General features: G+C 38.1%; 14 protein-coding genes. 2 read left to right on the top strand and 12 right to left on the bottom strand.

The genetic code is table 11. The annotated features are described in order from the left end of the window. Positions 1–230: 230 nt before the first annotated feature. From purL to ZA05_RS03650, 11 genes are all read right to left on the bottom strand, one after another. Entirely contained in the window at positions 231–3,896 is a 3,666-nt protein-coding gene (gene purL, locus ZA05_RS03700; RefSeq protein ID WP_053990332.1) for a phosphoribosylformylglycinamidine synthase, read from the bottom strand. Between the two features lie 112 nt (positions 3,897–4,008). Further along, positions 4,009–4,869 carry a fructosamine kinase family protein gene (locus ZA05_RS03695; RefSeq protein ID WP_053990331.1) on the bottom strand — a complete coding sequence of 287 codons (861 nt, stop codon included), beginning with the start codon at positions 4,867–4,869 and terminating at the stop codon, positions 4,009–4,011. A 57-nt stretch (positions 4,870–4,926) separates the two neighbouring features. Next, a complete protein-coding gene (locus ZA05_RS03690) occupies positions 4,927–6,015 on the bottom strand; it encodes an endonuclease (RefSeq protein WP_082333658.1) in 1,089 nt (362 codons plus the stop codon). Between the two features lie 18 nt (positions 6,016–6,033). After that, a complete protein-coding gene (locus tag ZA05_RS03685; protein ID WP_053990329.1) occupies positions 6,034–7,248 on the bottom strand; it encodes an RsmB/NOP family class I SAM-dependent RNA methyltransferase in 1,215 nt (404 codons plus the stop codon). Between the two features lie 192 nt (positions 7,249–7,440). Then, complete coding sequence (locus ZA05_RS03680) at positions 7,441–7,884, bottom strand: hypothetical protein (protein ID WP_053990328.1); 444 nt, start codon at positions 7,882–7,884, stop codon at positions 7,441–7,443. Then, entirely contained in the window at positions 7,881–8,393 is a 513-nt protein-coding gene (locus ZA05_RS03675) for a hypothetical protein (protein ID WP_053990327.1), read from the bottom strand. Before ZA05_RS03675 ends, ZA05_RS03680 begins: the two co-directional genes overlap by 4 nt. Before the next feature lie 31 nt (positions 8,394–8,424). Then, on the bottom strand, positions 8,425–8,964 hold the full coding sequence (locus ZA05_RS03670) for an RNA polymerase sigma factor (protein ID WP_369793842.1): 540 nt from the start codon (positions 8,962–8,964) through the stop codon (positions 8,425–8,427). Positions 8,965–9,262: 298 nt separating this feature from the next. Further along, positions 9,263–11,089, bottom strand: coding sequence for an ABC transporter ATP-binding protein (locus ZA05_RS03665; RefSeq protein WP_053990325.1), 1,827 nt, complete (start codon positions 11,087–11,089; stop codon positions 9,263–9,265). Next, a complete protein-coding gene (locus tag ZA05_RS03660; RefSeq protein WP_053990324.1) occupies positions 11,089–12,816 on the bottom strand; it encodes a phospho-sugar mutase in 1,728 nt (575 codons plus the stop codon). Before ZA05_RS03660 ends, ZA05_RS03665 begins: the two co-directional genes overlap by 1 nt. Before the next feature lie 97 nt (positions 12,817–12,913). Next, complete coding sequence (locus ZA05_RS03655; protein WP_053990323.1) at positions 12,914–13,861, bottom strand: glycosyltransferase family 2 protein; 948 nt, start codon at positions 13,859–13,861, stop codon at positions 12,914–12,916. Positions 13,862–13,904: 43 nt separating this feature from the next. Next, a complete protein-coding gene (locus tag ZA05_RS03650) occupies positions 13,905–14,435 on the bottom strand; it encodes a DUF4199 domain-containing protein (RefSeq protein WP_053990401.1) in 531 nt (176 codons plus the stop codon). 159 nt (positions 14,436–14,594) lie between these two features. Between ZA05_RS03650 and ZA05_RS03645 the strand changes: the two genes are divergently transcribed. Together ZA05_RS03645 and ZA05_RS03640 are read left to right on the top strand one after the other, a co-directional pair. Then, positions 14,595–14,846 carry a type B 50S ribosomal protein L31 gene (locus tag ZA05_RS03645; RefSeq protein ID WP_053978329.1) on the top strand — a complete coding sequence of 84 codons (252 nt, stop codon included), beginning with the start codon at positions 14,595–14,597 and terminating at the stop codon, positions 14,844–14,846. 153 nt (positions 14,847–14,999) lie between these two features. Then, on the top strand, positions 15,000–16,178 hold the full coding sequence (locus tag ZA05_RS03640) for a GlmU family protein (protein ID WP_053990322.1): 1,179 nt from the start codon (positions 15,000–15,002) through the stop codon (positions 16,176–16,178). Here ZA05_RS03640 and ZA05_RS03635 read toward each other — a convergent pair. Beyond that, positions 16,175–17,767 (bottom strand): ABC transporter substrate-binding protein, encoded by a 1,593-nt coding sequence (locus ZA05_RS03635; protein WP_053990321.1) that lies wholly within the window; start codon positions 17,765–17,767, stop codon positions 16,175–16,177. The genes ZA05_RS03640 and ZA05_RS03635 overlap by 4 nt on opposite strands. Positions 17,768–17,813: the final 46 nt, after the last annotated feature.

Raw genomic sequence — 17,813 nt, 5'->3', positions numbered from 1 at the left:
TTGACCGCTTTTTTTTATGAGATATTTTGAATTGGTTTTGAGGATGTCTAATATTCGTTTACTCCAATTGCACTTGCTTATATAGAAGGAGTGTAATGCCTTAAAGTATATACGGAAAGGGAATGAGATTCCTCTTTCACTAGAATTAGAAAATGATGTCCATTGTTTTAAAAAGAAAAGCGGCCAAGAGAGTTTCTTGGCCGCTTTTTTTATGAAAAACTGTAATATTCTTATTGATGTTTTTCAACCCATTCTCTGGCGTTAACAAAAGCTTCAACCCAAGGCGAAACTTCGTCTTGTCTGTTGCTTGGGTAGTGTGCCCAGTTCCATTGGAATGTAGAACGCTCAATGTGTGGCATCGTAACTAAGTGACGACCTGTTGCATCACACATCATTGCAGTGTTGTAATCCGATCCGTTTGGATTGTGAGGGTATTCCGCATACCCGTATTTACCAACAATATTGTACTGATCTTCAGATTTTGGTAAGTTAAATTTACCTTCACCATGAGAAATCCAAACCCCTAAAGTACTTCCTGCTAAGCTAGAAAGCATTACTGAGTTATTTTCCTGAATTTTCACTGAAGTAAATGAACTTTCGTGTTTGTGAGAATCGTTATGAACCATTTTACCATGAACATCATGCTCAGGGTTAATCAATTCTAATTCCATCCATAACTGACAACCGTTACAAATACCAACTGAAAGCGTATCTTCACGTTTGAAGAAGTTTTTAATCACTTCATTCGCTTTTTCGTTGTATTTGATAGCTCCGGCCCATCCTTTAGCAGAACCTAAAACGTCAGAGTTAGAGAATCCACCAACAGCACCTAAGAACTGAATGTCTTCTAACGTTTCACGACCAGAAATTAAATCGGTCATGTGCACGTCTTTTACATCAAACCCGGCTAAGTACATCGCGTTTGCCATTTCACGCTCTGAGTTACTTCCTTTTTCACGTAAAATCGCTGCTTTTGGTCTAGGCTTACTTGCATCGATTACCGGAAGTTTCCCTGTAAAGTGACTCGGGAACGTATACTGTAATGGTTGATTTTTATAGTTGTCGTAACGGTCTTGAGCTAAACCATTAGCCGTTTGTTTTTGATCTAATAAGAACGATGTCTTGTACCAGGTATCTCTTAATTCTGAAACAGTCATAGTGAACGCATCCGTTCCGTTGATAATGCTTAGCGTATCAGATTCTGTTACTTTACCAATGTTGAAGAACTCAATGTTAGCTTCAGATAATACAGATTCTATTGAAGCATCAGCAGATTGAATCACAAGTCCTGCATTTTCAGCAAATAATACTTTAAATGAATCGTTTTCAGCTAAAGCCGTAATGTCTAACTCTGCTCCTAAATTGTTATCAGCAAAACATAATTCTAATAAGGTTGTGATTAAACCACCTGAAGCCACATCGTGTCCAGCAACAATCTGTCCATCAAGAATGAGTTGTTGAATCGTGTTAAATACCGTTTTAACGTAAGCGGCAGATTGAACATTTGGTGTGTTGTTACCAATTTTGTTAACCACCTGAGCAAAAGAACTTCCTCCTAATTTAAAGTTGTCCTGAGACAGGTTGATGTAATACACATCTCCAGCTCCTTTTTGGAATACAGGCTCAACAACCTTATTAATATCTGTACAGTTTGCAGCCGCTGAAATAATCACCGTACCTGGAGCAATAACCTCTTCGTTAGGGTATTTTTGCTTCATAGATAAGGAATCTTTTCCGGTTGGCACGTTGATGCCTAAATCGATGGCGAATTCTGAAACCGCTTCAACAGCTTCGTATAAACGCGCATCTTCACCTTCATTTTTACAAGGCCACATCCAGTTTGCCGATAAAGACACATTTTGTAATCCGTCTTTTAATGGTGCCCAGATAATATTGGTTAAAGCTTCAGTAATCGAGTTTCTACTTCCTGCCACCGGGTTGATTAATCCTGAAACAGGGGAGTGCCCGATAGAGGTTGCGATACCTTCTTTACCTTTATAATCTAAGGCCATCACACCAACGTTGTTTAATGGAATTTGTAATGGTCCAACACATTGTTGTTTTGCTACTTTTCCACCAACACAACGGTCTACTTTATTAGTTAACCAGTCTTTAGAAGCAACAGCCTCTAGTTGTAATAGCTGGTCTAAATAATCGTAGAAGTTTTCTTTGTTATAAGCAACATCGGCGTAATTGCGAGCTACTTTTTTATCGTACATGAATGTTTTTGGAGAACTACCAAACATATCATCCATAGCTAAATCCATTGGTTTGTGACCGTTGGTTTTAGACTCAAAAGTGAAACGGTGATTACCGGTTACGTCTCCAACGGTGTACATTGGTGAGCGCTCACGATCGGCAATTTTTTGTAATGTTTCAATATGTTTTTCGGCGATTACTAATCCCATACGTTCCTGAGATTCGTTACCAATAATTTCCTTGTCAGATAGTGTAGGGTCTCCTACAGGTAATTTATCTAAATCAATGTGTCCACCAGTTTCTTCAACTAATTCCGATAAACAGTTTAGGTGTCCACCAGCTCCATGATCGTGGATAGAAACAATGTAATTTTCATCGCTTTCAACCATACCACGAACCGCGTTGGCAGCACGTTTTTGCATTTCAGGATTCGAACGTTGTACGGCGTTTAATTCGATACCTGACTCGAATTCTCCTGTATCAGCACTTGATACCGCAGCACCACCCATACCAATACGGTAGTTTTCACCACCAAGGATAACTACTTTATCTCCAGTTTTGGGGGTGTCTTTTAAAGCTTGGTCAGATTTACCATACCCGATACCACCGGCTTGCATAATTACTTTATCGAAACCTAATTTTCTGGCATCTTCTTCGTGTTCAAAAGTTAATACCGACCCACAGATTAATGGTTGTCCGAACTTGTTACCAAAATCTGAAGCTCCGTTAGAGGCTTTAATTAAGATATCCATTGGTGTTTGGTATAACCACTTACGCTCGTCCATAGCTTGTTCCCAAGGGCGGTTTTCCTCTAAACGAGAATAAGATGTCATATAAACCGCAGTACCGGCTAGCGGTAAGGATCCTTTTCCACCCGCTAAACGGTCACGAATTTCACCTCCTGAACCGGTTGCAGCACCGTTAAAAGGTTCTACTGTCGTTGGGAAGTTATGCGTTTCCGCTTTTAAGGAAATGACAGATTCGAAATCTTTAGTTTCGTAAAAATCTGGTTTATCAGCAGTTTTAGGAGCGAATTGCTCAACAACAGGGCCCTTTACAAAAGCAACATTGTCTTTATATGCTGAAACGATATCGTTTGGATTGGTTTCAGAGGTTTTACGAATCATTTTAAATAATGAAGTCGGTTTTTCTTCACCATCAATCACAAATGTTCCGTTGAAAATTTTGTGACGACAGTGCTCACTGTTTACTTGTGAGAAACCGAATACTTCAGAATCGGTTAATGGGCGACCAATTTTTTCAGAAACACCTTCTAAGTAAGCGACTTCTTCGTCGCTTAAAGAAAGGCCTTCCTGAATGTTGTAAGCCGCAATATCTTCAATATCCAGAATAGGTTCTGGTTTGATGTTTATTGTGAATGATTCTTGGTGTAATCCATTGAATTTTTCAGAAATCATAGGATCATACCCTTTGAAATCTTCAGAAACAGCTTCGAATTCTTCAATTCGAATGATGTCTGAAATCCCCATGTTTTGAGTGATTTCCACCGCATTGGTACTCCAAGGCGTAATCATAGCTGCTCTTGGCCCAACAAAAAAAGCATCCAATGATGCTTGCTCTATTTTAGGCTGGTTGCCAAATAACCATGTTAATTTAGAAATGGTTTCTGTTGATAATTCTTTTGTTGTTTGAACAGCAAAAACCTTACTGTTTACGTTTCCAAAGAAATGAATCATTGTTGATGTATTAGGTTGTAATTTGAAAATGCAAAAATACACTTTTTTAGTCATTTAAGTGGCATTTTTCAGGAAAGCTTATTTCTATTTTCAAAGGGTGAATTAGCAGTACTTAAAAGTGCTTTTCCAAGAGATGACTAACAGAGCTATAGTAGCTCTTTCCGAACAAATTAAGATGTACCAATAAGTAATAGAGTTGGTAAATAGAAATTCTGTCTTCGGTATAGGAGCTTTCGGGATGTTTTTTGTAATAAGCCATATAGAATTCTGGAGCAAAACCACCAAATAATTTGGTCATGGCAATGTCTACTTCGTGGTGTCCATAGTAAGGCGCAGGGTCTATAAGATAAGGTGTGCCATCTTGAGAAATTAGGTAATTGCCGCTCCATAAATCGCCATGTAAAAGTGAGGGAACTACATTTTGGAAGAAGGGAGCAAGTTTTTCTATCATTTGTTCTTTTGAAGGACATTCAGAATCTAAAAGTAATTGGTTTTGAATAGCGAGTTGTAATTGTGGAAATAGTCGTTCGTTTACGTAGAATTCGATCCAAGTGTCAGTTGGTTTGTTACTTTGATGCAAACTTCCTATATAATTGTCGCTATCAAATCCAAAAGAGTTATTGGATACCTTGTGTAAGTTTCCTAATTCTTCCCCAAGCGTTTTAAAATCTTTGGAAGAAGGAGTTTTTGCGGGTATGTATTCCATGAGTAGAAGAGAAATGTCTTCAAGTTGAGAACAATGTAATACGTTTGGAGTGGAAATGGTGTTGGTTTCTGCAATAAGCTTTAGTCCTAAGGCTTCCTTTTGAAACATATCGAGAGCTTTGGGACTCTTATTGGTCTTAAGAAAATAGGAATTATGCTTGGTATTTAACTTATAAGCCTGTGAAATATCACCTCCTGAAATGGATTGAAAGTCCAAAATGGATTCATTTAATTGGTCTGATAGGTAGGTGATGATATTGGTTTCCATGCAATAAAAAAGGTCATCTGTTGATAGATGACCTTAAAATTACAAATTCTTATGAAGTTATTGTTTGATAAGCTTTTTGGTGACTGTCTGATTTTTATACTGTAATTTAACCAGATAGATACCACTGTTTAGCTTGGAAATGTCCAACTTATTTTCAGTGTTGGAAACCTGTTTTTCAAGAGTCAATTTACCTAAAACACTATAGATTTGAACTTCCAAATCAAAAGAAGTATCTATATGAAGTGTATTGCCATTTACTGGGTTGGGGTAGAAGTTAGGTTCCAAGTTAGTTTGGTATTCGCTAACTGATAATTCTTCCTGCCAAATAGCACTTACATATTCTGGGTGGTCAATAAATGGGTTTCTATTGTCCTGATGTTCAAAAATGGCATTGTTTCTATCTATTTCCTTGGTGCTTACAGGGTCATTGATATGCCAACTGTAAAGCAGGTCTAAAGCCCATTGCTCAAATACTTTATCGCTAGTGCCATCCAACATGCTGTTGCCGTTGGTGTCGTTGGTTTCCCAGGAAGCCACATCTTCTTGGTAGCGAACCGCGATATAAAAAAGACCACGGGCTATATCTCCTTTATAATCGTCTACAGGTTCAAAAACTTCTCCTACAGGTCCCGAAAGGTCAGTGCTGCCTCTTTGACTACCGTTTAGAGACGTGTAGCTTGCCGAAGAAACTTCACCAAAAGCCAAATTGCCGCGTTCGGCATTAACTTTTTTATCAGTTGGTAGAATATGGAACGCATCGGCAAATATGGGGTGGTTTTGGTTATTGCCAAACCAGCTGCGAGGAAAGGTATGTTCACGGTTGTATTTATCACATTCTACTGTACCACCTGTACCATTGTCTTGGTCGGTGCCAAATTCAAAATCACAATAGCTATAAATATCCCAAACCTTGCCGTCTGTTCTCACATCTGAGGTTTGGTACAAAGTCCAAAGTTGACTATAAGTTACGGAAGTGTCGTGAAAGGCTTGGCCGTTACTATCGTCAATATCATCAATAATGGTTTTAAGCGCTGTTTTTAGAGTATACCCCTCGAGCCCTTCGGCTGCATCATAATACCCTTCAGGGATCTGAGCAAACAAACGGAAATTCATGAAAAATAAAAGCAGTAGGTAGTTATGTTTCATAAACGCACGTTTCTGTTATTATTTGTTTTTCTCCAATTGAGCCATATAAAAACCATCAAATCCAGATTCGTAGGCCAAAATCTTTTTGTCTTTTACTAATTTGAAATCTTTACCGTTTTCCGACTTCAAAAAAGCAGCCACTTGGTTTTGGTTTTCCGATGGTAATACAGAACAGGTAGCGTAAACCAATTTTCCTCCCGGTTTTACCATTTTGGAATATTGTTGCAATACTTCCTGTTGGGTCACTTTGATATTTTCAATGAATTCAGGTTCCAGTTTCCACTTGGAATCTGGGTTTCTTCTCATTACCCCCAAACCAGAACACGGCGCATCAATTAAAACTCTATCAGCTTTTCCGTAAAGCTTCTTGATAGGCTTGGTAGAATCCAAAACTTTTAAATCCAGGTTGTGCACACCGTTGCGTTTTGCTCTAACCTTGAGCTTTTTCAATTTACTTTCGTAAATGTCCATGGCAACTATTTGGCCTTTGTTTTCCATAAGGGAAGCAATGTGCAATGTTTTTCCACCAGCTCCCGCACAGGTATCAACAACTTTCATGCCAGGGGCAACATCTAGATATGGCGCAACCAATTGAGAAGAAGCATCCTGAACCTCGAACCATCCTTCTTTAAAAGCTTCAGTTTTAAAAACATTGGCACGTTCCTTAAGCCTTAAGGCAGAAGGGTAGTTTGATAAAAACTCAGTTTCTATATTTTCAGACTGAAGGCGAAGTTGAAGGTCTTTCTTGTTAGTTTTTAAAGTGTTCACCCTTAAAATTACATCGGCCTGTTCGTTTTGTTTTGAAATTTCTTTGGTCCAAACCGCTTCGCCCAACTCCTGAACCCCAAGCTCATCCATCCAATCTGGAATAGAGTCGCGGAACTTTCTAACTTTGGAAAGTTCATCAAAACGTCCTTTGATTTTTCGTTGTGGGGTGTTTTCAAAATATTTCCAATCTGGCAATCTAATACCTTTTAGGGTAGCCCAAACAGCAAACAGACGCCAAATATCATCTCTATCAAACGGTTCTTTTACGTTGGCGATTTCGGCATACAGGCGCTTCCAACGTACAATATCGTAAGTGGTTTCGGCCACAAAGGCACGGTCACGGCTTCCCCAACGCTTGTCGCGTTTTAAAAGCTGTTGGATTACTTTATCGGCATAAAGTCCCTCATTGAATATCTGTAATAAACCATCTACGGTTGCAAAACATAGGTTTCTGTGTAAGCGCATATTGTAATGTTCAAGGTCCTGTTGGCTAATTGGTTTTAACGCAATAGATTAACAGTGGCCGGATTTAAAAAATAAAAACATGCAAAGGTAGTTTAAAAGCTACGAATTGTCATAAGAATTTTAAGTAAAACATAATCCTATCAAAAAGTCATGTTTTAAATAAAAAAAGAAGCCATTTTGACTTCCTTTTTATTATGGTTTCCCATGTTGTTCGCGACGACGTTTTTTGAATTCCTCAAACATTTGATGTTTAAAGTCATCTTCAGACTTTTTTAGAAGCAGTATTTTTTTTGCAGATAAAATACCCTGAAGGTCCTTGATAAATTTCGCCTTTAACTCCTGGCGTTGGTCTTCAATAGCTGCAATTTCATTTAGAAGACTTTGTGCTTCGGCCTCGGTTAAATTATCCAAATTAGTGTTTCTTCGTTTAGTGAAGGCTTCATGTCTAAGCTTGTTATTGGTTTCTTCGAAGGAATTGTAAACTGGCCAAAATTCTTGAGCCTCTTTTTTGGTGAGGTTCAATCGTTCTGTTAGGAAGGCAATTTTCAAGGTCTTGATTTTCTCTCTATCTGGTTCTTGAGCTTGTATGCCCAGACCGATACAGAAGAATAGTAATGTTAAAGTGAATTGTCTCATGGTTCTGATATGTATTCCAAATCGTCCAGTGACGAATGTTCTATAAGATAATTTTCTATGGTTACATCTGGGATGTTGGTTTCGTTAAACCCATCAAAAAGCATATAGTCCTCAGCGGTCAAAGCTGCTAGGTCTTGATCTGTAAATTCTTCTTCGGATAAATAGCTTTCAATGGAAACTGTTTCTAGGTCATTAAAATCTATGTCGCTATTGGAATTAAGAAATATACCCAATATTAAAAGAATGCTAGCTGCAATGCCACTTGCATAAAGTGAGGTTTTCCATGTCCATAACGGAAGGATTTTAGTGGCAGAGGTTTTGTTTTTAAGTTTTCTTAAAACCTTGGTCTCAAAAGTATCAAAGTAATTATCTGGCACATCAAATCCATGACTATCAATTTGGCTTGACAATTTGGCTTGGTCCCAAAGCGCCTCCTCGACCTTATCAAAATAGCCCTCAGGAACTTGATGTCCTGTACTTTTGCTAAGATGTAATTTGTTGTGTTTCATTGTTTATTTGACTGAAATAGCCCCAAAAGGTTTAATGCGAACTTAAGTATTTTTCTATTTTCTTAACGGCTATATGATAGGATGCTTTTAGGGCGCCTTCACTAGTTTCTAAAATATCAGCCATTTCCCGATATGTAATATCATCAAAATATTTCATATTAAAAATTAGTTGTTGCTTTTGTGGCAGTAGGGCGATGGCTTTTTGTAATTTCAATTGAATTTCCTCACCTTCAAAATACACATCGGCTTTTAGATTGTTTATGGCCTGTTGCTGAATTTCTTCACTTGAAACTTTTAAAAACTTCGCTTTTCGGTTGAGAAAGGTGATGGATTCATTGGTTGCAATCCGGTACATCCATGAAAACAATTGACTTTCTCCTTTAAAATTATGGATGTTTTTGTAAACTTTTATAAATGTATTTTGCAAGACATCATCGGCGTCATCGTGGGAAATTACAATTTTCCTGATGTGCCAGTACAAACGCTCCTTGTATAGGGACAGTAATTCTTTAAATGCCTGTTCCTTGGTGCGTTCTGTTTTTAGTTGAACTATGAGGTCTTGTTCGCTTATCACCTGTTATTTATTGCTTAGACCCTGTAAATTAGGAAAAGTTTAATGGAAATTTCATAAAAACGGAAATTAAGTTAATGCGTTGTAAATGAGATGTTTAACGATGCTTACCATCGATTAAGTGCAATAAAACACGATAAAATGCATTTTTTCCTTGGTTTGTATGAAAAAATGTTCTAAGTTTACATCAGCCTAACCTACTAACCTGTTACCAGTGTCCCCAAATCTGGTAATATAAAAAGAAAAGGATGCGACAACTGTCACATCCTTTTCTGGCTTTATAAGAGGACCTGTTTTGTTAGTCGAAACTTTGCATTTCCACAAGCTTTTTGTAAGCTCCGTTTTTGGCAAGAAGTTCGTCGTGGGAACCTTGTTCTACAATTTGTCCTTTTTGCATGACAATAATTTCATCTGCATTTTGAATGGTAGATAACCTATGGGCTATGACAATAGAGGTACGGTGCAGCATCATTTTTTCGAGAGCATCCTGTACCAATCGCTCACTTTCGGTATCCAATGCTGAAGTGGCTTCGTCCAAAATCATAATAGGAGGATTCTTTAAAACCGCTCTGGCAATACTTAGACGTTGCTTTTGGCCTCCAGAAAGTTTGTTTCCGGAGTCACCAATATTGGTTTCTATACCGTTTGGAAGTGTGCTTACAAATTCCCAAGCGTTGGCAATTTTTAAGGCCTCGATAATTTCTTCATCAGTGGCGTCTTCTTTACCGATCAGCATATTGTTTTTTATGGAATCGTTAAATAGAATGGAGTCTTGTGTCACTAAGCCAATTAGAGCTCTTAGGGAATGCTTCGTAAGATCACGAATATCATCACCATCTATGGTTATGCTACCTTTGTTGACATCATAAAATCGGGTCACCAAATTGGCAATGGTACTTTTTCCACTTCCAGATTGCCCTACCAGAGCCACAGTTTTTCCTTTTGGAACCCTAATAGAGAAATCTTTGAGCACCCATTCGTCTTCATATTTAAAGGAAATATTGTTAACATCGATAGCCGTGGTAAAGTTATTTTTAACTTTTGCATTCGGTTTATCCTGTAAAGGAGATTCTGTATTCAATATTTCCAAGACGCGATCGGCTGCTGCATTTCCAGCCTTTACTTTATAACTCGCTTTACTAATTGCCTTTGCAGGCGTTAATATTTGATAGGATAAAGCCATATAGGAGATAAACGCACCTCCTGAGAGGCTGTTTTCAATAAGAACCATGCTTCCTCCATACCACAACAGGGCGGCAATGGTAACGATTCCTAAAAACTCACTGGTAGGAGATGCTAGGTTTTGCCTGTTTAGTAAGGTGTTTGAAAAATGATAAAAACGGTTTGTGGAATCCTGGAATTTATCATTGAATCGTTTTTCGGCATTAAACCCTTTAATGACTTTAAGTCCGCTTAAAGTTTCTTCAAGCGTTGAAAGAAAAATCCCTTGTTCTGTTTGTACTTTATTGGATTTACGCTTCAAACTTTTACCAATTCTAGAAATAATCAACCCTGCTACCGGAATAAACAAAAACACAAAAATGGTGAGTTTAGTGGAGATGGCAAACATCATGACGATGGCAAAAGCAATGGTTAAAGGTTCTTTAACAATAAGCTCTAAAACAGCCAATAATGAGTTCTTAACTTCATTGACATCACCAGAAATACGTGCAATGATATCACCTTTTTTCTTCTCGGAATAATAGGAAATGGGCAAGGTAATTACTTTGTCGTATATGGCATTTCTTAAATCCTTTAGAACACCATTCCTCAGAAAGGTTATAGAATACAATGCTAGATAATTGAACAGATTTTTAAGCAAAAACAAGCTAATGATCAAAATGATCATGTATAACAAGGTGCGCTCTGGACCCTCGTTGGTATTGGTTGTGGTAACAAAGTAATTTAAGTAATCCTGGCCAAACGACTTAAGCTCTGTGATGCCTTTATACACAGGTTTTACCGTAAGCTGTTCTGTTTCTCCAAACAATACACTAATCATGGGCATTAAAGCTACCATGCCCAGTGTACTGAACAGTGCGTAGAGCACATTGAAGAAAATATTGAGATACCCATACTTTTTATAAGGAAGTATGAATTGCGACAGTTTTTTTAGGTATTCCATTAATTGAGTTTCATGGCCTTTAAAATGGCATCGATTTTCGATTCCAATTTTTGTTCCACAGCTTTGAATTCTGACACATTGTCCAACGTCGTGTTTACGCTAATGTAAAACTTGATCTTTGGTTCTGTACCACTAGGTCTCAGGGCAATTCTGCTACCGTCTTCGGTTGTATATATTAGCACATTGGATTTTGGAATGTCGATAGGACTTTCAGTGCCTTGTATTAAATCTTTTGAAGTGGATAATTGGTAATCGTCCACGGTCACCACTTTTGAACCATTCACTTCTTTCAATGGGTTTTGGCGTGCATCAACCATCATTTGTTTGATTTCTTCTGCACCGGAAATTCCTTTTTTAGTTAAAGAGATCAAGCGTTCTTTAAAGAATCCATATTTCACGTAGGCTTCAATTAAACCTTGATAGAATGAGCTACCTTGCGCTTTTGTATACGCGGCAATTTCGCAAGCTAGTAGGGTAGAGGTCACGGCATCTTTATCGCGCACAAAATCCCCAACCATAAATCCGAAACTTTCTTCACCACCACCAATAAATTTCAATTCAGGGAAGTCAACAATCATTTTGGCGATCCATTTAAAACCGGTAAGCCCGACTTTATAGGATACTCCAAAAGCATCGGCTAGGTTTTGCATCATTGGAGTAGATACAATAGTGGAGCCAATAAACTCTTTTCCTTTGATTAAATCTTTATCATGCCATTGTTTCAATAGAAACTCTGTCATCATGATCATGGTCTGGTTTCCATTCAATAATACCATGTTGCCTTCCAAATCTCTTACAGCGACTCCTAAACGGTCACTATCGGGATCGGTTCCTATTACGATATCTGCATTTACTTCTTCAGCCAATTCCAAGGCCATTTTTAAAGCTTCAGGTTCTTCCGGGTTAGGGGAAGCCACCGTAGGGAAGTCTCCGTTTGGTTCACTTTGGGCGTCAACAATATGAACATTTTTAAAGCCTGCACGTTTTAAGGTTTCCGGAATCGTGGTGATGGATGTTCCATGCAATGGCGTGAACACAATGTTTAAATTGTCTTTCGCTTCCTGACTAGTAAAACTAGCATTGGCAACAGCGGCATCTACAAAGGTATCGTCAATTTCTTTTCCTATAAAATGAATCAAGTCTTCATTGACATTGAATTTAACCTCCGAATAATCCAATGCATTTATTTCTTCGATAGTTTCATGGTCTTGAGGAGGAACTAATTGACCTCCATCTTTCCAATATACTTTGTACCCGTTATATTCGGGCGGGTTGTGTGATGCTGTTAAAACAATTCCGCATTGGCATCCTAGGTGTTTCACAGCAAAGGAAAGTTCAGGCGTAGGGCGTAAATCCTCAAACAGATATACTTCAATATTATTGGCAGAGAACACATCTGCAACCACTTTTGCCAAAGTTTTACTATTATGTCTACAGTCGTAGGCAATAACCACTTTAATAGGCTGATTAGGGAAGCATTTATATAGGTAGTTGCTCAATCCTTGGGTGTTTTTTCCAAGCGTATACTTGTTGATACGGTTGGTGCCAACGCCCATAATACCACGCATTCCCCCGGTACCGAATTCTAAATCCTTATAAAAGGATTCTTTCAGTTCGTTGGGATTGCTGTCCATTAAAGATTTGATATGTTGCTGGGTATCGGCATCAAAGGTTGCGGTTAACCACGTTTGGATGCGTTCCTGTAATTGAGGTTCTAAAGTGTTCATAAGCTAATATTATATCACAAAAATAAGCATTTCATACATTTTATGAGATGCTTTTGAGTTGATGAAATGGTTTTAAGAAAGTTAAATTGCTTTCTTTCTAAAAGTTGAGTTCGCTTTTAATTAAATAGCGCTTTTTGTCTTCTTTGGTTTGTAGGATGGTTTCGCCTAAAAATCCTGCCACAAAAAACTGAGCTCCCATAATCATGGTGGTCAGTGAGATGTAAAATTGAGGACGTTCCGTAATCAATCTGCCTTGCGGGTGGATAAAGAGCTTGTCGATACCCAAATAAAGTGCAAAGATAAATCCAATAGTAACCATGATAACTCCCAGTGCACCAAAAAGGTGCATTGGGCGCCGTGCAAATCTGGAAATGAACCATATGGTAATCAAGTCTAAAAAGCCGTGGATAAAACGGTCCATGCCAAATTTGGTGGTGCCGTATTTTCTTGCTTGGTGCTGCACCACCTTTTCGCCAATTTTCAAAAAGCCGGCATTTTTTGCCAAAACAGGAATGTAACGGTGCATTTCACCTTTAACATCTATGTTTTTTACCACATTTTTGTTGTAGGCTTTCAAACCACAGTTGAAATCATTTAAGCTGACACCCGAGGTTTTTCTTGCCGCCCAGTTAAAGAGTTTGGAAGGCATGTTTTTGGTAAGGACGGAATCGTAGCGTTTCTTTTTCCATCCAGATACCATATCGTAGTCGTCCTGAACAATCATTTGGTAGAGTTCAGGGATTTCTTCAGGGTTGTCCTGTAAGTCGGCATCCATGGTGATGATCACGTTTCCTTCAGCCTTAGAAAAACCAGCATGTAGTGCCTGAGATTTCCCAAAATTCTTCAAAAAACGAATTCCTTTTACGTTGGAATCTTTTTTAGACAATTCAACAATGGTTTGCCAAGACCGGTCTGTACTACCATCGTCTATAAAAAGGATTTCATATGAAAAATGATTGGATTGCATAACGCGTGCAATCCAATCATGTAGTTCTGTTAAAGACTCTTGTTCGTTAAGTAGCGGTATAACTACTGATATATCCATGGAGTGTAATTCAAAATTCTACGTCCAAAAGTAAAGAAATTATTTAAGCCGCGTTAGGATCATTGCGTTTCATGGCCAATGCAACGATAAGTCCAATGATGGCAAAGAATACAAGTTGAAAGGCAACAGACCTTAATTGATTTGCCATAGCAAATTGATTTTCACTTTCCATTTGTGTCATGGCCTTATCAATTTCAGATTGCGGGGCTCCAAAATTTTCCATCATCTGACGAGAACTTTCCATGACGTTTTCCTTAAGTATTTCTGAAGCTTCAGGATCAATAACATTAAATAGTACAACGCTTACCAAAGTACTGATTAAGAACCCAACAGCTATCGTGATGAAATAGGAGGAAAACGCTTCCTTAAATGAGATAAACCCTTTTAACAAACCCTTGGACCTGGCGGTAGATACAATTCCGAAGACAAGAATCACTAAGAATAAAATGATTCCAAGCCACCATTTAGTCAAAAGTTCAAGGTTAATAGCATAAGAAAGAACGGTTACCAATACAAGCGTAGCGCCAAGGTAAAGTCCGTAATTTAGGGCAGAGGACTTAATAGATTTTTCCATTGTAATGATTATTTTTTTAGTTTTCACTAGGGTTAGTAATCAAATATAATAAAACGTTACATAAATTTACTGCAATAAAAATTAAAAAAACATTGTACATAAGTAAAAAATGCTTAAATTTGCAGCTCGAAAAAATGAAACGATAAAATAGCTTTAGCGATGAAAAAAGGTATACATCCAGAAAATTATAGACTTGTAGCATTTAAAGATATGTCTAACGAGGACGTATTTTTAACAAAGTCAACAGCAGTTACTAACGAAACTTTAGAAGTGGATGGGGTTGAGTATCCATTGATTAAGTTAGAGATTTCAAGAACGTCTCACCCGTTTTATACCGGTAAATCCAAATTGGTTGATACCGCTGGACGTATTGATAAATTCAAAAACAAATACGCAAAATTCAAAAAGTAATTTAAAGCGTCTTTATATACATTTAAAGCCTTTGGGAAACGTCCCAAAGGCTTTTTTGTTTTGACTAAATATGGTATTTTTGAGGTGGCTTAACGGTAGGTTTAGTTGGAAATCTCAGGAGTTTTCGCCTTATTAATCTTTAACTTATTTCAAATGAACTATATTCTTTTTGATGGCCCTTCTCGTAACAACTTACTGCCATTTACCTATACGCGACCAGTGGCCGATATTCGGGTTGGTATTTTAACCATTCGTGAAAAATGGGAAACGTTTTTGGGGTACACTACCACAACTTTGACAGAAGAATATCTTTCGGATAAATTTCCAATGGTGGAAATGGAGGAGAACGTCATGATCAATGCGTCCTATCTTCCCAATGCGGAATTGGTTGAAATGGTGAAAAGCTTGAAAGAAAATCAGGCCATTTTTAAGGATGAAGATGTGTTGGCATTTTTTACCACAGATACTCAGGAAGAAGTGGATTTTGAAACGTACGAAGCCATTGAGTTTGAAGATGACGTCTTGAAAATAGAGTATACTTGGGATATTTTTGCCAAAAACGGCGAAGCTATTTCCGAAGATTTTGAACTGTTGACCAAAGGAAAGGAATCTCAGCCAATTCCGTCTTCAAACAATACCATTCATGCCAATAAGATTTTTATTGAAGAAGGTGCCAAATTGGAATTCGTTACCTTAAATGCTACAAACGGACCTATCTATATTGGTAAGGATGCCGAGATTATGGAGGGTTCCATCATTCGAGGACCATTTGCTCTATGCGAGGGTGCGACAGTAAAAATGGGGGCTAAAATTTATGGGCCTACCACGGTTGGGCCTTATTGTAAGGTTGGAGGCGAAATTAATAATTCGGTTCTTTTTGCCTATTCCAATAAGGGGCATGATGGCTTTTTGGGGAATTCAGTGTTGGGAGAATGGTGTAATCTTGGCGCCGATACCAATAATTCCAATTTAAAAAACAACTATGCCGAAGTTCGTCTTTGGAATTATGAAACCGAAGGTTTTGCTAGAACAGGCTTACAGTTTTGTGGGTTGATGATGGGGGATCATAGTAAGTCGGGTATCAATACCATGTTTAACACTGGAACTGTTGTTGGTGTGAGTGCCAATGTTTTTGGTAGTGGATACCCAAGAAATTTCATTCCTAGTTTTGCTTGGGGAGGGAGTTCAGGTTCTACCACTTTTGTAACTAAAAAAGCATTTGAAGTGGCCAAAGTAGTCATGTCAAGACGTAATATTGAATTTACAGAACAAGACGCCGCTATTCTAGAGCATATATTTGATATGACCCAAAAGTACCGGAAATCGTTTTAGTTCTTTTTTACTTTTCTTAGATCCAATTGGTTTACGGGATTGATGCCCAATCCTGAAACATTTTTCTGTGTAAACCTAATAACTTCGTCATAATACAAAGGGACAATGGGAGCTTGCTGCATCACCAAACTGTCCATTTGGGTGTAAAGTGTCTTACGTTTTTCAATATCGTTTATGGCAAAGGAAGCATTGTAAAGGCTATCAAAAGCGGCGCTTTTAAAATGCGTATAGTTAGAGCCGTTGGGAGATAAGGTTTGACTATAGAATAAACCCAAGTAGTTTTCAGCGTCTAGATAATCGGCGACCCATGAAGCTCTAAATAAACCTAATTTTCCATTGTTTCTTGCATCTCTTAAAGTGGCGGAAGGTAATACATCCACATTGACCAAAATGCCAATCTTGCCCAATTCCCTTTGAATGTATTCGCAAAAGTTTAAATAATTACTGGTTGTGGAAATGGTGATTTCTGGGGTTTGGATGTTGGTCTCTTTTTTGAACTGCTCCACCAATTGTTTGGCTTTTTCAGGTTGGTAGGAAAAGCCAATATCCCCTTTGTACCCAGGTAGCCCTTTAGGAATCATGCCGCCGTGGGCCGGCACGCCAACCCCATTTCGGAGGTAGATCATCATTTTAGTTCTGTCGAAACCATAATTGACCGCTTTTCTCAATGCCTCCGATTGTATTTCCGGAATATCTGCATCTAGATAAAAGCCTAAATATTCAGTGTTTAGATACGGACCTCGAAGCATGTTGACGTTTTTAGCATAAGTGGATCTCAATTCGCCTTTGGTTGTGAGTATTTCGTCTTTATATGAGGCGTCAAGACTATTCAAGAAATCGAGCTTGCCTTGTGCAAATTGTAAAAACTCACTTTGTTTGTCGGGTAGAAACGTTATGGAAACCGCTTCTAAATATGGCAATTGCTTACCACTTTGATCATATTCAAAATACGAATTATTACGCCTTAAAACCAATTTGATATTTTCCTCCCATCGTTTAAAAGAAAATGGACCTGTGCCAATGGGGTGCGACCTAAACTCGTTACCGTAATGATTTACGACTTCATGAGGCACCACTGAGCAATATTTCATGGTCATCAACCCTAAAAATGCAGGAAATCTTGTGTTGAGCTGGATTTCAAAAATGGTATCATTTATAGCTTTGAAGTCATTGACTTTGTTCAAAACCCAGCTTCCAGGGGAAGCAATAGATTTATCTTTTAGCCTATTAAAACTATACACAAAATCTTCTGCTGTAACGGTTCTGGTAGAATCGCTTCCAAAAAGAGGGCTTTTATGAAAGTAGATGTCGTTTCTTAAGTTGAAAGTGTAAGTCAAACCATCTTCCGAAATTGACCAATTTTTGGCAATACAAGGAAGGGTGTTCAAGCTGTCGTCTGTTTGCACAAGACCATTAAAAAGTTGATTGGCCAACCAAGTTTCGCCAACATTGCGGGAAAAAGCAGGGTCTAAGGAGCCGATAATATTGCTTTCGTTATAGCGGAAAACTGCTTGGTTATTTTTGTCTGAGGTCTGGCATCCAAAGAGTAAGGAAAGAATTAATGAAAAATAAATATAGTGGAAGTTCATTTGTAAGGAATGATATAACTTATTTGGTTTTGTGTGAAATCTCAAA

The sequence above is a fragment of the Mangrovimonas sp. TPBH4 genome (assembly GCF_001280505.1).
GTDB lineage: Bacteria > Bacteroidota > Bacteroidia > Flavobacteriales > Flavobacteriaceae > Mangrovimonas_A.
The sequence above is the reverse complement of the archived record's forward strand: the minus strand, read 5'-3'. Positions and strand labels throughout refer to the sequence as shown.

Bases quoted from the DNA above. Each gene is read 5' to 3' on its own strand.
- ZA05_RS03665 (WP_053990325.1), bottom strand. From the start codon at position 11,089: ATGGAATACCTAAAAAAACTGTCGCAATTCATACTTCCTTATAAAAAG.
- ZA05_RS03645 (WP_053978329.1), top strand. From the start codon at position 14,595: ATGAAAAAAGGTATACATCCAGAAAATTATAGACTTGTAGCATTTAAA.
- ZA05_RS03640 (WP_053990322.1), top strand. From the start codon at position 15,000: ATGAACTATATTCTTTTTGATGGCCCTTCTCGTAACAACTTACTGCCA.
- ZA05_RS03660 (WP_053990324.1), bottom strand. From the start codon at position 12,816: ATGAACACTTTAGAACCTCAATTACAGGAACGCATCCAAACGTGGTTA.
- ZA05_RS03680 (WP_053990328.1), bottom strand. From the start codon at position 7,884: ATGAGACAATTCACTTTAACATTACTATTCTTCTGTATCGGTCTGGGC.
- ZA05_RS03690 (WP_082333658.1), bottom strand. From the start codon at position 6,015: ATGAAACATAACTACCTACTGCTTTTATTTTTCATGAATTTCCGTTTG.
- ZA05_RS03685 (WP_053990329.1), bottom strand. From the start codon at position 7,248: ATGCGCTTACACAGAAACCTATGTTTTGCAACCGTAGATGGTTTATTA.
- ZA05_RS03695 (WP_053990331.1), bottom strand. From the start codon at position 4,869: ATGGAAACCAATATCATCACCTACCTATCAGACCAATTAAATGAATCC.
- ZA05_RS03650 (WP_053990401.1), bottom strand. From the start codon at position 14,435: ATGGAAAAATCTATTAAGTCCTCTGCCCTAAATTACGGACTTTACCTT.
- ZA05_RS03635 (WP_053990321.1), bottom strand. From the start codon at position 17,767: ATGAACTTCCACTATATTTATTTTTCATTAATTCTTTCCTTACTCTTT.
- ZA05_RS03675 (WP_053990327.1), bottom strand. From the start codon at position 8,393: ATGAAACACAACAAATTACATCTTAGCAAAAGTACAGGACATCAAGTT.
- purL (WP_053990332.1), bottom strand. From the start codon at position 3,896: ATGATTCATTTCTTTGGAAACGTAAACAGTAAGGTTTTTGCTGTTCAA.
- ZA05_RS03655 (WP_053990323.1), bottom strand. From the start codon at position 13,861: ATGGATATATCAGTAGTTATACCGCTACTTAACGAACAAGAGTCTTTA.